Origin of the sequence: Solwaraspora sp. WMMA2080 (genome assembly GCF_027497395.1) — a bacterium.
In the GTDB taxonomy this organism is placed as follows: domain Bacteria; phylum Actinomycetota; class Actinomycetes; order Mycobacteriales; family Micromonosporaceae; genus Micromonospora_E.
Genome location: NZ_CP114910.1, coordinates 3,914,721 through 3,928,665 on the forward strand (window position 1 = coordinate 3,914,721; position 13,945 = coordinate 3,928,665).

At 72.7% G+C, this 13,945-nt stretch carries 11 protein-coding genes; 4 read left to right on the plus strand and 7 right to left on the minus strand.

Going from position 1 to position 13,945, the window contains the following annotated elements:
• Nucleotides 1–107: 107 nt before the first annotated feature.
• Nucleotides 108–614, plus strand: a complete 507-nt coding sequence (locus tag O7543_RS17840) for an inorganic diphosphatase (protein ID WP_123603846.1) — start codon at nucleotides 108–110, stop codon at nucleotides 612–614.
• A gap of 21 nt (nucleotides 615–635) precedes the next feature.
• Here O7543_RS17840 and eccD read toward each other — a convergent pair whose 3' ends face one another.
• Complete coding sequence (gene eccD, locus O7543_RS17845) at nucleotides 636–1,985, minus strand: type VII secretion integral membrane protein EccD (protein ID WP_281552788.1); 1,350 nt, start codon at nucleotides 1,983–1,985, stop codon at nucleotides 636–638.
• A 103-nt stretch (nucleotides 1,986–2,088) separates the two neighbouring features.
• Here eccD and eccCb point away from each other — a divergent pair, with 103 nt between their 5' ends.
• Complete coding sequence (gene eccCb, locus O7543_RS17850; protein ID WP_281555802.1) at nucleotides 2,089–6,099, plus strand: type VII secretion protein EccCb; 4,011 nt, start codon at nucleotides 2,089–2,091, stop codon at nucleotides 6,097–6,099.
• Nucleotides 6,100–6,141: 42 nt separating this feature from the next.
• A complete protein-coding gene (gene mycP, locus O7543_RS17855) occupies nucleotides 6,142–7,536 on the plus strand; it encodes a type VII secretion-associated serine protease mycosin (RefSeq protein ID WP_281552787.1) in 1,395 nt (464 codons plus the stop codon).
• On the opposite strand, the gene O7543_RS17860 is transcribed toward mycP, so the two are convergent.
• From O7543_RS17860 to O7543_RS17885, 6 genes are all read right to left on the minus strand, one after another.
• Entirely contained in the window at nucleotides 7,457–8,635 is a 1,179-nt protein-coding gene (locus tag O7543_RS17860) for a MarP family serine protease (protein ID WP_281552786.1), read from the minus strand. The genes mycP and O7543_RS17860 overlap by 80 nt on opposite strands.
• 61 nt (nucleotides 8,636–8,696) lie before the next feature.
• Nucleotides 8,697–9,440, minus strand: a complete 744-nt coding sequence (locus O7543_RS17865; RefSeq protein ID WP_281555801.1) for a CoA pyrophosphatase — start codon at nucleotides 9,438–9,440, stop codon at nucleotides 8,697–8,699.
• A gap of 8 nt (nucleotides 9,441–9,448) precedes the next feature.
• On the minus strand, nucleotides 9,449–10,045 hold the full coding sequence (locus tag O7543_RS17870; RefSeq protein WP_281555800.1) for a TlpA disulfide reductase family protein: 597 nt from the start codon (nucleotides 10,043–10,045) through the stop codon (nucleotides 9,449–9,451).
• Nucleotides 10,046–10,146: 101 nt separating this feature from the next.
• Nucleotides 10,147–10,872 carry an endonuclease III gene (gene nth, locus O7543_RS17875; RefSeq protein WP_281555799.1) on the minus strand — a complete coding sequence of 242 codons (726 nt, stop codon included), beginning with the start codon at nucleotides 10,870–10,872 and terminating at the stop codon, nucleotides 10,147–10,149.
• A 152-nt stretch (nucleotides 10,873–11,024) separates the two neighbouring features.
• Nucleotides 11,025–12,080, minus strand: a complete 1,056-nt coding sequence (locus O7543_RS17880; protein WP_281555798.1) for a CapA family protein — start codon at nucleotides 12,078–12,080, stop codon at nucleotides 11,025–11,027.
• A gap of 145 nt (nucleotides 12,081–12,225) precedes the next feature.
• Nucleotides 12,226–13,011, minus strand: coding sequence for an adenosylcobinamide amidohydrolase (locus O7543_RS17885; RefSeq protein WP_281552785.1), 786 nt, complete (start codon nucleotides 13,009–13,011; stop codon nucleotides 12,226–12,228).
• Between the two features lie 218 nt (nucleotides 13,012–13,229).
• Here O7543_RS17885 and O7543_RS17890 point away from each other — a divergent pair, with 218 nt between their 5' ends.
• Nucleotides 13,230–13,907, plus strand: coding sequence for a Crp/Fnr family transcriptional regulator (locus O7543_RS17890; protein ID WP_281552784.1), 678 nt, complete (start codon nucleotides 13,230–13,232; stop codon nucleotides 13,905–13,907).
• Nucleotides 13,908–13,945: the final 38 nt, after the last annotated feature.

Consider the following 13,945-nt stretch of genomic DNA (forward strand, 5'->3'; position numbering starts at 1 on the left):
CTTGTGTTCACAAAGCGAGCGGGAGCCGAAACGGTCGGGCGGGGCAACGCCCGGACGGCGTACCGCTCTATTTCCGTAGCCAGCGCGGGCGACGAGGGAGCGTGAGTATGGATTTCGACGTTACGGTTGAGATCCCCAAGGGTCACCGGAACAAGTATGAGGTCGATCATGCGACCGGCCGGATCCGGCTGGACCGCACCCTGTTCACTTCGACGCAGTATCCAGCCGACTACGGTTTCATCGAGGGCACCCTCGGGCAGGACGACGACCCGCTGGACGCACTGGTGCTCGTACCGGAACCCACCTTCCCAGGATGCCTCATCCGGTGCCGGGCGATCGGCATGTTCCGGATGAAGGACGAGAAGGGCGCCGACGACAAGGTGCTCTGCGTGCCGTACGAGGATCCCCGGCAGGAGCACCTGCGCGACATCCACCACCTCGGCGAATTCGACCGCCTGGAGATCCAGCACTTCTTCGTCGTCTACAAGGACCTGGAGCCGGGCAAGTCGGTCGAAGGCGCGACCTGGGTCGGCCGGGTCGAGGCAGAGGCCGAGATCCAGGCGTCGTTCCGCCGCCGGGAGGCCGCCCTGGAGCGCGGCGAGTCGGCCCACTGACCTGATCAGGCGTCGGGCTGCTCAGCCGAGCAGCCCGACGGCCCACCGGTAGAGCCCGAAGACGGCACCGGCCAGCGGAACGACGCTGACCAGCGCGGTGATCTCCAGCAGGTCGGCCGCCCGGCTCAGGTACGGCGACGGTGACCGGCCGGCGTACCGGGCACCGACCGCAGCGGTCGACACCGCGACCATGCCCACGGCCACGACCAACGTCGACGGCGACACCGGCAGGTACGCCGGCAGCGCGCCGAACACGGACAGTGTCGTGGCCGCTGCCCCCGCGACAAGCAGTGGCGGCCGCTGCCGGGTACTGACGAACGACCGCGAGCGCAGTGACATCGCCAGCCCGACGACGCCGACCAGCACCACCCCGACCACCCCGCCGACCTGCGCCAGCACCACGCTGGCCGCGACGCCGACGGCGGCGTACCCGATCAGCATCCCGGTGAGTAGTTGCTCGGCCCGGGCCACGGCACCCGGCACCCGGTCGCTCGTCCCGACGACGGTCGGCACCTGGCCGAGCCGGACGGCGAGTCGGGGCAGCAACCCGACCCCGCAACCGACCACCACCAGCAGTCCGGCCGCCGCGCCGGCCGCCCCGGTGACCGTCGACGCGGCGATGGCCGCCATCGAGCCGAGCCCAGCCACGGTCACCACGGCGACGAAGATCGGCCCGCCGGCGGGCACCGCAGCCCCGGCAGTCACCGCCGTGCCCAGCAGCACGAGTAACCCGGTCGCCATGGCCGCGGCGGTCGGCCAGTCGTCGGGACGCAGCCCGACCGGATCACCGTCGCCGGCAGCGAGCAGACCGGCGGCGAACGCGTACGGCAACGAGCCGGCCCCGAGCACGACGCCGGCCGCCGCGTCCCGCCAGACCCGTCCGGCCAGTACCCCGACGGCGAGCACCGCAGCCCCGACGAGGACCGCCACCCTTGCCCGCTCGGCCGTCCCGGTGCCGGCCCCGACCAGCACCAGCCATCCCGCGCCGAGCCACAGCCCGGCCGCGCCGAGCGCGTACCCTCTGGTTGTCGCGGCCGACCAGGTCCGGCCCTGCTGACTGGCGGCGGCCGCAATCGCCTCGGCGACGTCGTCGTACTCCGGCTCCGGCCAGTAGGTCCGCCCGGGCACCAGATGCAGCACGTCGCCGTCGCGGATCCCCTGCTGGCGCAGCGCCTGCCCGGCAGACACCGGCGCCCCGTCCGCCCGACGCAGCACCCAGCCTCCGTGCCGTTCCCCGTCGTCGGCCAGCCCGTCCCCGTTGTGCCGCAGCAGTTCCGGCAGCAGCTCGGCGACCGGCACGTGTCCGGGCAGGGCGAGATCCAGTCGGCGGTGCGGTCCGCAGACGGTGATCCTGGCCAGGCTCACGTTCATCGCCCCTCCTCGACGCCGCGACGGCCGGACCGGTGCCGGACCGGCGACCGCCATCCACCGCCGGTCCATTGCGGAACACTCTACGTAGGTGTTAGCTGACGCGATGGCGGGCATCGTCCTCAACAGATCCGAGCGTCGTCCGGCACCCGGGATCCCGGCCGGGGAGGTCCGCATCCCCCCGCCTCCGCAGGTCGCCGATCCGGACTCCGGCCGCTGGCAACGCCTGCTGGCCCTGCTGCCGATGGCCGGCGGATCGGTGGCGATGGCAGTGCTGCCGGGCCGCGACGGCGGGGTCTACCCGTACCTGATGGCCGCGGTGTTCGGGGTGTCGACGCTGGCCATGCTGGCGACCAGTTGGAACTCCGCGCCCGGTGCCGGCACGCGGTCCGCGACCGACCTGGCCCGGCGTCGCTACCTACGGCAGTTGGCCGGCCTACGCGGCCAGGTCCGGGGGACCGTGGACCGGCAACGGACCGCACTGAACTACCGGTACCCGGATCCCGATCGGTTGTGGTCGACGGCGGCGAGCAGCCGGGTCTGGGAGCGCCGACCGCACGACCGGGATTTCGCGACCGTACGGGTCGGGGTCGGATCACGCCCACTCGCCACCCCGCTCGTGCCACCGGCCGACGACCGGCCTGTGGACGAGATCGAGCCGCTCACTGCTGCGGCGCTACGACGGTTCATCGACTCGTACTCGGTGGTGCCGGGGCTGCCGATCGTGGTCGGGCTGCGTGACGTCGCCCGGATCTTCGTCGTCGGACGGCCGGACGGCGATGCCCCGGACGGGGCACCGGCCGCGCTGGTACGCGCGGTGCTGGCCCAGCTGGCCGTCCTGCACGCCCCGGACGACCTGCGCATCGCGATCTACGCGCCGGCCGACCGCCGCGACCGGTGGGAGTGGGTCAAGTGGCTACCACACGCTGGTCATCCGCAGCGCACCGACGCCACCGGCCCGCTGCGGTTGGTCGCCGGCAGCGCAGCGGAGCTGGCTCGGCTGCTGGACTCGATGTCCCCCGCGCACGTCGTGGTGGTGTGCGACGGCACTCAGCCGAACGACGGGACCGGAGCGAACGACAGGACCGGAGCGAACGACGGCGGCGGAAACGGCGTCACCGTGGTCCAGGTGGGCGTACCGGCACCCCGGATACTCGACCGGGTCACCGTGGAGCTGTCGGTCGGCCCGTCCGGTCGGCTGGTCATCCGTGGGTCGACCGGGCCCATCGACACCGGGACGGCCGACGGGCTGGGTGTCGTCGAAGCGGAGGCCCTCGCCCGCCAGCTCGCCCCGCTACGGCTCGCGACGAACAGCGGGCCGGCCCGATCCGCCGCAGTGGCCCAGGCGGACCTGGTCCAGCTGCTCGGCTTCGGCAGCGGTGGTGCCGGCGCCCGCTGGTGGACGACGGCCGGACCGGACCGCAGCCCGTCAGTCGACCGCCACCTGCGGGTCCCGTTCGGGGTCACCGCCGAGGGGCAGCCGGTCGAGCTCGATCTCAAGGAGTCGGCGCTGCACGGCATGGGGCCGCACGGGCTGGTGGTCGGTGCCACCGGCTCCGGCAAGTCGGAGCTGCTCCGTACGCTGGTCCTCGGGTTGGCTCTCACCCACCCGCCGGAGTCGTTGAACCTCGTCCTGATCGATTTCAAGGGTGGAGCAACGTTCGCCGCGCTGGACCGGTTACCGCACACCGCGGCGGTGATCACCAACCTGGCGCAGGAGCTGCCGCTGGTGGACCGGATGGCCGACGCGCTGCATGGTGAGGTGGTCCGCCGCCAGCAGCTGCTGCGCCGGGCGGGCAACCTGGCCAGCCGACAGGACTACCTGCGGGTACAGCCGACCGACGAGACCCTGCCGCCGCTGCCGTCACTGGTGATCGTCTGCGACGAGTTCACCGAACTGCTCACCGCCAAGCCCGACTTCATCGACATCTTCCTGCAGATCGGCCGGGTCGGACGGTCCCTGGGGATGCACCTGGTGCTCGCCTCGCAACGGGTGGACGAGGGCCGGTTGCGCGGACTGGACACCCATCTGGCGTACCAGATCGGGCTGCGGACCTTCTCGGCGCTGGAGTCGCGGGCGGTCCTCGGGGTACCGGACGCGTACCACCTGCCCCGCGAGCCGGGTCACGGTTTCCTGCGGTACGGCACCGGGGCACCGGTCCGGTTCCGGGCCGCCTACGTCTCCGGGCCGTACCGCCGACCGGCCCCGCGCCGGGCCGGTGGTCCCCGCTCGACGCCCATGCTGTACGGCTTCCGGACGCACCCGGTGCCGGCGGCCGCCACCCGGCCCGAACCGTCGGCCGCGCCCGGCACGTCGGGCACCGGGGCCAGCCTGCTCGAGGTGAGCGTCGACCGGCTGGCCCGGAACGGTCCACCGGCGCACCGGGTCTGGCTGCCGCCGCTGGGCGAGCCGCCCCAGCTGGATGACCTGCTCGGTCCGGTGCGGCTGGTGCCCGGTCGGGGCCCGGCCGTGGCCGACCCGGACCGGTCGGAACAGCTGCGGGTGGCCGTCGCCGCGGTCGACAAGCCGTACGAGCAGCGCCGGGATCCCTTGTGGCTGGACCTGGACGGGGCGGCCGGGCACGTCGCGGTGGTCGGCGCACCGCAGAGCGGAAAGTCCCAGCTGATCCGGACATTGATCTGCGCCCTGGCGCTGAGCCGTTCGCCGGCCGAGGTGCAGGTGTACTGCCTCGACTTTGGCGGCGGGGCGTTGGCCGGGCTGCGGGACCTGCCACACGTCGGCGGAGTGACGGTCCGCACCGAGCCGGCAACGGTACGGCGTACCGTCGCCGAGGTCACCGACCTGCTCGCGAGCCGGGAGCGGCGGTTCGCCCGGGACGGGGTGGAGTCGATGGCCGCGTACCGCGCCCGCCGCGCGACCGGGACCGGGACCGCCACCGGCAGTACGCCGGACGACCCGTACGGTGACGTCTTCCTGGTCGTCGACGGCTGGACCACCCTGCGCGGCGAGTACGACGACCTGGAACCGTCGATCACCGACCTGGCCACCCGTGGCCTGTCGTACGGGGTGCATCTGGTCGCCTCGGCACCCCGCTGGGCTGACTTCCGGCCGGCGCTGCGGGATCTGTTCGGCTCCCGGCTGGAGCTGCGACTCGGTGACCCGATCGATTCGCTGGTGTCGCACCGGTCGGCCGCCAACGTGCCACCGGGGTCGCCGGGCCGCGGGATCACCAGCGACGGCCTGCACTTCCTCGCCGCGGTGGCCGACACCGCCGCACTGGTCGATGCCATCGCCGACGGCTGGGCAGGGCCGGCGGCACCGCCGGTCCGGCTGCTCCCGGGCCTGGTGCCGTACGCCGCGTTGGACCGCACCGGCACGGCCGGGCTCCGGCTGCAGGTCGGGCTGGCCGAGTCGGACCTGCGACCGGTGTCGATCGACTTCGCCGCTGATCCGCACCTGCTGCTGTTCGGCGAAGCGGAGTCCGGCAAGTCAAGTTTCCTGCGCGCCCTCGCCACCACCGTCGCCGGTCGGTTCGCCCCGGAGCAGGCCCGGTTGATCATCGTCGACTACCGCCGCAGCCTGCTCGGCGCGGTGGACTCCGACCACCTGATCGGCTACGGCGGCAACGCGTCGCATACCGCCGACCTGATCGACTCGGCCGCAGATCATCTACGTCGGCGGCTGCCCGGACCGGACCTCACCGCCGCTCAGTTGGCCGGCCGCTCCTGGTGGACCGGACCCGAGCTGTTCGTCCTGGTCGATGACTACGATCTGGTCGCGGCCGGGTCGGTGAACCCGATCCAACCGCTGTTGGGGTACCTGGTGCACGCCCGGGACGTCGGCCTGCACCTGGTGCTCGCCCGCCGCGTCGGGGGTGCCGGGCGGGCTCTGTACGAGCCCTTCGTCCAGCAGTTGCGCGAGTCGTCCGCCGCGGGCCTGGTGCTCTCCGGCGACCCCGACGAGGGGCAACTTGTCGGCGGGGTCCGCGCAGAGCCGCTACCGCCCGGCCGAGGTCGGCTGGTCACCCGCCGGGACGGCATCCGTCTGGTGCAACTGGCGTACCTGCCGGCGGCCGATCCGACTGGGCCCACCGGCGTCGCGAACCGGCTATCGGCTTCCCCCAAGACTGCTTCTGACAGTGCAGAATCGCGGTAACCTCCGTGCAGCAAGTGTCTGCTGGGGTGAGAAGGCCAGATTGTGACGTCGTTGCCGCGCCATCCACGCAGCGCCGCCCGTTGGCTCGTCGGGGCGGTGCTGGTCCTGGTGACCGCAGTCAGCGGCCCGGCCGCGCCGCCCGGGCCCGAGCCGGTACGCACCGGCACGGGCTCCGCTGCCGCGGCGAGCGCCGCGCTTCCCGCCCGGTACGACCCGATCCGGGACGAACAGTGGCAGTTGCGGGAATTGTCGGCGACCACCGCCTGGCAGTACGCCACTGGCGCCGGGGTCACGGTCGCGGTGATCGATTCCGGGGTGGACGCCAGCCACATCGACCTCGCTGGCCAGGTACTACCCGGGATCGACTTCGTCGACGACGGTGACGGCTGGTCCGACCCGGTCGGGCACGGCACCACCGTCGCCGCGCTGATCGCCGGCCGTGACGACGACGAGGACGGGGTACTCGGGCTCGCCCCGGACGCCCGGATTCTGCCGGTCCGGGTGCTCGACGAGGAGAACCGCTACGACGACGCGCTGGTCGTCGCCAAGGCGGTCCGCTGGGCGGTCGACAACGGGGCCCGGGTGATCAACCTGTCGCTGGGCGGCAGCGGCGACAGCCCGGCGCTGGCCGCCGCGCTGGACTACGCGTTCGCCAGCGACGTCGTGGTGGTCGCCTGCACCGGCAACATCTCGGCCAACGGCACGTCGCGGGTCTGGTATCCAGCCCGGGAGCCAGGCGTCGTCGCCGTCGCCGGGATGGACCGGGGTGGCGAGCAACTGTGGGCCGGTTCGATCACCGGGCCGGAGACGGTCCTCGCCGCACCCGCCACCGGGCTGGTCGGCGCCCGACCGGACGGCTACTGGCAGGTGCAGGGCACCAGCTTCGCCGCTCCGCTGGTGGCCGCGACAGCAGCACTGATCCGGTCCCGGTTCCCGGAGATGTCGGCAGGCACGGTGGTCACCCGGCTCATCGAGACCGCCCGCGACATGGGCGCGCCGGGCCGGGACGATCGCTACGGCTTCGGCCTGGTCGATCCGGTGGCCGCGCTGACCGGCGGGGTCGACGAGGTGCCGCGCAATCCGCTCGACGACAACCGGACTCCGGGTGTGGTCGGCTTCGGCCCAGCTCCCGGTCTGGAGTCCGCAGCGCCGACGTTGGCCGGCGGCTCGACCCGGATGGGCGGTCAGGACACCGGCGACCAAGGAGCCGGATGGGCGATCGGGCCGATCAGCGGACAGCGCAGTGAAGGCGGCGGCCAGGGGCTGCTCGGCAGCGGTCTGCTGCTGGTCACGGCGGTCGTCGGCAGCTGGCTGGCCCGGCGGATGCGGATGACGACGGTGGCTGCCCGCAGCGACGTCAGGCACACTCCCCGGTGGCGGTCCGGCGGGTGCTCCGTACTCCCAGAACCGCCACCGACGACGCCTCCTCGGCGGTGACCGCGAATCCGGTGTTCGGGTCGTCCGCCGCCGCCGCGAAGATCACCCCGAGCACGAGTCCGTTGGCCGCGACCAGCGGGCCACCGGAATTGCCGGACCGGACCAACGCACGGATCGTGTAGACCTCGCGGAGGACCTCACCGTCATCGTAGATGTTCGGGCCGGTAATCGGTCCGACGTCGCGGACCCGGGCGGACTGCGCATCGTACGGCCCGTCCAGCGGGAAGCCGAGCACGATCGCGTCGGCACCGGACGGGGCCGGACGGTCGGCGAACGGCATCACCGGAGCCGGCAGGTTCGGCACGTAGATGACCGCCAGGTCCCGCTCCGGGTCGTAGACCACCACTCGGCCGTTGTGCCGCTCGCCCAGAACCTCCACCGCCACGGTCTGCGTACCGGCGACCACGTGCGCGTTGGTCATCACCCGGTCCTCGGCGTAGACGAACCCGGAGCCTTCGATCCGGCGGGAGCAGCGGGGCGCGGAGCCGAGCACCTTGACCACCGACCGCTGGGCGTTCGCCACCACCTCGGAACCGGCCAGCGCCGGGTCCGGGGCCGGTACCTCGCGGACCCGGGTCGGGGTGAGCCCGCCGAAGACGTCCGGGAAGCCGCGGGTGTCGACGGTGTCCCGCAGCGCGTTGGACAACGCCTGCGCCTGCGGTGGCATCACCCGGTCGATGCCGTTGAGCAGGGCGCTGTTGCGTACCGCCCCGGCCAGGCCGGGCATCGCGGAGGAGCCCAGCGGCACCGCGACGAGCCAGGCCACGAGCAGCACCGCCACCAGCGAGATCGCCGCCCCGCCGAGGTCGTCGGCCCGGCGCCCCACCGGGCTGGTGATGGCGTGCCGCAGCCGGGAGCCGGCCCAGCCGGCCAGTGCCTGGCCGAGGACGGCGAGGCCGAACACTGCGACCAGTGACACCACGACCCGGGCCACAGTGTCGACGAACTGTTCAGCCAGCAGCGGCCCGAGTTGCAGACCGACCAGTGCGCCGCCGATGAACCCGGCGAAGGACAGCACCCCGATCAGGAACCCCTGGCGGTAACCGCTGATCGCGAAGACCAACATAAGCAGCAGCAGCACGACGTCGACGGCGGACACCCGTCAAGACTACGGGCACCGGGCGAGCGGCCCGGCCGCAGACGGACGTGGCGGCCGGCGGTCAGCCCGGCAGGCCGGCGGAGCCGTCCACAGTTGCCGCATCGCCGCTGGCCCGGTCACCGAGCGTGTCGGGCAGACCGGCGGCCGACGGATCGCCACCGGGCGACGGCTCGGGCGGCAGGTCAATGATCCGACCGGTCGGCCAGGCACCGGCCCAACCGGCCATGTCCAGCAGTGCGGACAGCACCCCGGCGGTGAATCCCCAGACGAGCATGCCGCGCACCTGGAACGCAGGTGACACCCAGCCGCTCGGGTGGCGTACCTGGAGTCGGTTGTCCGGGTCCACCAGCTCATCAACCGGCAATCGAGTGACATGTGCCACTTCTTCCGGTTGTCGGGGATGCACCGGATGTGGCCGATGCCACCAGCCGAGCACCGGGGTGACCACGAAGCCACTCACCGGTATCCACAGCCGCGGCAGTTGGGCGAGCACGGTGACGCTGCCCGGATCCAGCCCGACCTCTTCTTCGGCCTCCCGTAACGCGGTCGCCCGCGCGTCCCGGTCGCCCGGGTCGGCCGCGCCACCCGGGAACGCGGGCTGCCCGGCATGGTTACGCATGGTCGCGGCCCGCTGCAGCAGCAGCACGTCGGGCTCACCCGGCCGATGCTCGCCGAGCAGGACCAGCACCGCGCTTGGCCGACCACCCCGGGCCGGGGTCGCCACCCGGGTGAAATCGGCGGTACGGGCGGAGCGCACCCGGGTGAGCAGCGGCTGCCACCAGGCCGGCAACGGTTCGGAGGGCAGTGGGTGGGTCACGGGGCCACCGTCAGACCCAACTCGCGCTCGACGAGGTCGGCGAGCGTGGCGTCGTCGAGCGTACCCTCGTACGTCCGACGGATCTCCCCGTCTCCGTCGACGAACAGGGTCAGTGGCAGGCCGACCCGCTCGACCGCCAGCAGCAGCTGCCGCTCCCGGTCGACCAGGCTCGGGAACCGCAGCCCCAGATCCTCGGCGACGGCGACGGCGGGATCTCGGTCGTCGTAGGTGTTGACGCCGATCAGGTGCAACTGCCCGGCGGTACGGTCGGCAAGGCGTTGCAGCGCCGGCAACTCCTTGCGGCAGGGCTGGCACCAGGAGCCCCAGAAGTTGATCACGGCGGGTCCGCGTACCGCCGCGATGTCAACGACCGTCCCGTCGGCGAAGCAGGCCAGGCTGATGTCGGGCAGCGGGGTGCCGCCGCCCGGCGTACCGACGTCGGTCGACGGTTGCGGCGCGGCGGCGGCCGCAGCGGGCGGTGCGGTCAGGCCGGCGCAGTCGGCGAACGGGACCGGTCCGGACGCTCCGGCAGCGTCGCCCGTCCCGGCACCCGGGCCGGTGGTGCAACCGGACGCCGCCAGCAGCAACGGCATCAGGGCGGCGGCGAACAACGGCCCCGGCCTGAGCCGGCGACCTAGCCCCGGCCGACGGCGACGCCCGGGCTGACGGCCAGGCCCCGACGGGCGGCCGGCGCTCATGGCACCTCGGCGGTGACGGCCGCCGCCGGCACCAGGTCGGCGGGTATTCCGGCCTGCTCGGCCAGCTCCCTCGCGCGGGGACCCTTGAGCAGCTTCACCGCCTCGGCAGCGGCGGTCGGACCGGTGCCGTACGCCGGGCACAGCGGGGCTAGCGCACATGCGCCGCAGGCCGGTTTACGGGCGTGGCAGACCCGCCGGCCGTGGAAGATCACCCGGTGGGACAGCATCGTCCAGTCCCGGCGCTCAATCAACGCGCCGACCGCGTGTTCGATCTTCACCGGGTCGGACTCGTCGGTCCACGCCCAGCGGCGGACCAGCCGTTGGAAATGCGTGTCGACGGTGATGCCAGGGACGTCGAACGCGTTACCGAGGATGACGTTCGCGGTCTTGCGGCCGATCCCGGGCAGCTCGACCAGCTGCGGCAGCCGGCGCGGTACCGCGCCGGCGTACCGCTCGGTCAATGCCTGGCCGAGCCGGATCAGCGAGCCGGCCTTGTTGCGGAAGAACCCGGTCGGCCGGATCAGCTCCTCCAGCTCGGCCCGGTCGGCGGCGGCGTAGTCGGCGGCCGTCGGGTAGCGGGCGAACAGCTTCGGGGTGACCTCGTTGACCCGCTTGTCGGTGCACTGCGCGGACAAGATGGTGGCGACCGCCAACTGCAGCGGGCCGTCGTGGTCGAGCTCGCAGTGCGCGTCCGGATGGGTCTGCGCCAGCAGTCTCGCCATCCGCCGGGCACGACGTTTACGCCCCAGGTCGGTCTCGGTACGCACGGCCCGGGCTGCCGCAGGCCCGGCGGCCGCAGTTGCGGTGGCCGCAGCCGGGGCGGTCGCGGCTCGGGGGGCTGGCGGTGTCACACCGGCCAGCCTACGTCGGCGGGTCAGTCCGACGGTGGTGAGATGGTGCCGTCATCGTCGAACTCGGCGCCGGTCTGCGGAAAGTCCAACCCGCTCAACTCCCGGACCAGGTCGAGCCCTCGGCGTTGCTCGTCGACAACGGGCAGACCGTTGCCGTTCATGTACGTGGCGACAAACTCACCGTCGACCCAGTCGCCGTCCGGGTCGAGGGTCACCTTCAGCACCCCGCCCCAGCCCAGCCGGCCGGTGTTGTTCAGCGTACCGCCGCCACCGGCGAAGTTCCCGAGGCTGTACGCGATCAGCCGGCCCTGGTAGAACTCCATGCCGCGCAGCACGTGCGGGCCGTGGCCGACGATCAGGTCCGCCCCGGCGTCGATCATCGCCCGCCCGAAGGCCATCGGATCACCGCGGTTCTCTCCGGCGAACAGCTCCGTGCCCGGGGTGACCCGGGTCATCTCCGCTCCCTCGGCACCCATGTGGACCTGCACGACGACCAGGTCGGCCTGCTCGTCGGCGCGCCGGACCACCTCCGCCGCGGCGTCCAGGTTGATCAGGCTGTTGTTCGGCGGAGAATACGAGGAGAAGCCGGCCACCGCGACGCTGACCCCCTCGACGTCCAGCACGGTGATCTGATCGAGCGCGCCGGTGTGCCGCAGACCGTGCTCCTCCAGCGTCTGCTGGGTGTTGCGGTATCCGGCCTCGCCGTAGTCGTACCCGTGGTTGTTGGCCTGGTTGAGCAGCATGAACCCGGCGTCACGCAGGTGGGCCGCGTACTCGGGTGGGGCCCGGAACTGGTGGCACTGGGTGGCGTCCGGGGCGCACTTGCCAGTCCCGGTGTCGACCGTCAGCGGCTCCTCCAGGTTGCCCATCACCAGGTCGGCGGCGAGTGCCTCGGAAACCGAGTCGAAGAAGCCGGCACCGCCGTCGGGCGGCAGGCGGTCGGGGGCGTTGCCGAGCACGATGTCACCGGTAGCCGACATCGAGATCTCCTGCGGCTCCGGCGACGCGGTGGCGGTCGGCGACGCAGCTGTCGGCGACGCAGCGGACTGCCACTGCGGTTCGGATCCGGACCGGTTGATCCCACCGAGCGCGACGATGCCGACCAGTACGGCACCGAGCAGAACGGCGGTCAGCACGACGATCGACAGAACGGGTCGGCCTGCGGCGGGCTCCTGCCGCCGGCGCCCCCGGGCGGCACGCTGGGCGTCACTCACTGGCGTGACCCTACCGGCCGGGAGTCTCCGGCGACGACAACCGTCCGGCTGGTTTGTCCCCGTGTCCGATTTGCCGTCCTTGCGGGTCCGTCGCGCCACCGCCCTGGGCAGTGCCACCACCCTGGGCGGTGCCACCACGCTGGGCAGTGCCACCACGCTGGGCGGTGCCACCACGTACCGCCGCGTGCGCTACCCGGGCGAGCCGCCCGCCCCAGGTCGACCGTGGACCGCCGTACCGCTGCTCCGGCCCGTCGGGCGGGCAGAGCACCACCACCGCGTCGGTCGCTGTGCCGGTGGCCCGCAGTCCGAGCTCGACCAGCGCCTGGGTCTTCGCCTCGGTGATGGTGGCGACCGCGTTCACCAGGGCGGCCTCACCGAGCCGTACCGGAAGCGCTGCGACGATGTTGATCGTCCCGACCTGCTCCGGCGGTGGCCCGGCGGTCCTGGGTGCGGCGGCCAGCACCGGGGTGCCGAGCCCGACGGTCGCCCACACCTGCACGCCGGCCTCGTCGCGGGTCACCATCCGACGCACGTCCACCCCGGTTAGCAGGCCGACGCCGGGTCCGCGCAGGTCGGCTTGCTCGGCCAGACCGACGAGGTGGGTGTCGGGGTCGTCGCGGCGGTACGACATCGGCACGGTCGCGTTGATCACCCACCAGCGCAGTCCGATCCCGCCGCCGAGCGGAGCGGAGCTGATGGTCAGCAGCGGCTCGGTGAGCGCCCAGCAGGCGTACGGCAGGGTCCGGCCGTCCTCGGTGCGGGTGGTGAACCATGGGCGGGCGACATCGGGAGACACCGGTCGACGATACGGCGTCCGCCGGTCGCACGGCGCTGACCGGTCGGCGTGCACGGTGCCGCATATTAACGACGGATCCACCCTGTTGGGTTACGCTCCTGGATCAAGATTCGGAGGGTGCGCATCCGGCCAGGGGCGGAGTGCACCTAGACTGACTGCGCGCGGCTGGTCACGGCTGGGGTGCCGGGGAACGGACGCCGCGCGGGCGGAGGTGCGCGATGGACGAGGTGCTGGCTCGTAGCGGGATCTTCCAGGGCGTGGACCCGGAGGCCGCGGAGGCACTCGCCAAGGAGATGGAGACGATCGACGCCCGCAAGGGCGAGGTCGTCTTCAACGAGGGTGAGCCGGGTGACAGCCTGTACATCGTGCTCACCGGCAAGATCAAGGTCGGCCGGCGGGCCGCAGACGGACGGCAGAACCTGATCGCCGTGATGGGCCCGTCGGACATGGTCGGCGAGCTGTCGCTCTTCGACCCCGGGCCGCGTACCGCCACCGCGACCGCCGTCACCGACACCCGCCTCGCCCGGCTGCGCAAGCAGGCGCTGCGGCCCTGGCTGAACAATCGGCCGGAGATCGCCGAGCAGCTGCTGCGGGTGCTTGCCCGACGGCTGCGCCGGACCAACGACGCCCTCGCCGACCTGATCTTCACCGATGTACCGGGGCGGGTAGCCAAGAATCTGCTGCAGATGGCCGGCCGGTTCGGCACCCGCGACGGCGGGGTGCTGCGGGTGACCCACGATCTCACCCAGGAGGAGATCGCCCAGCTGGTCGGGGCCTCCCGGGAGACGGTCAACAAGGCGCTGGCCGACTTCGCCTCCCGGGGCTGGCTGCGGCTCGACGGCAAGAGCATCATCATCCTCGACCCCGAGCGGCTCGCCAGGCGCGCCCGGGTGTGACCCGGCGGCGGATCTGCCCGGGGACCTGCGGCAGATCC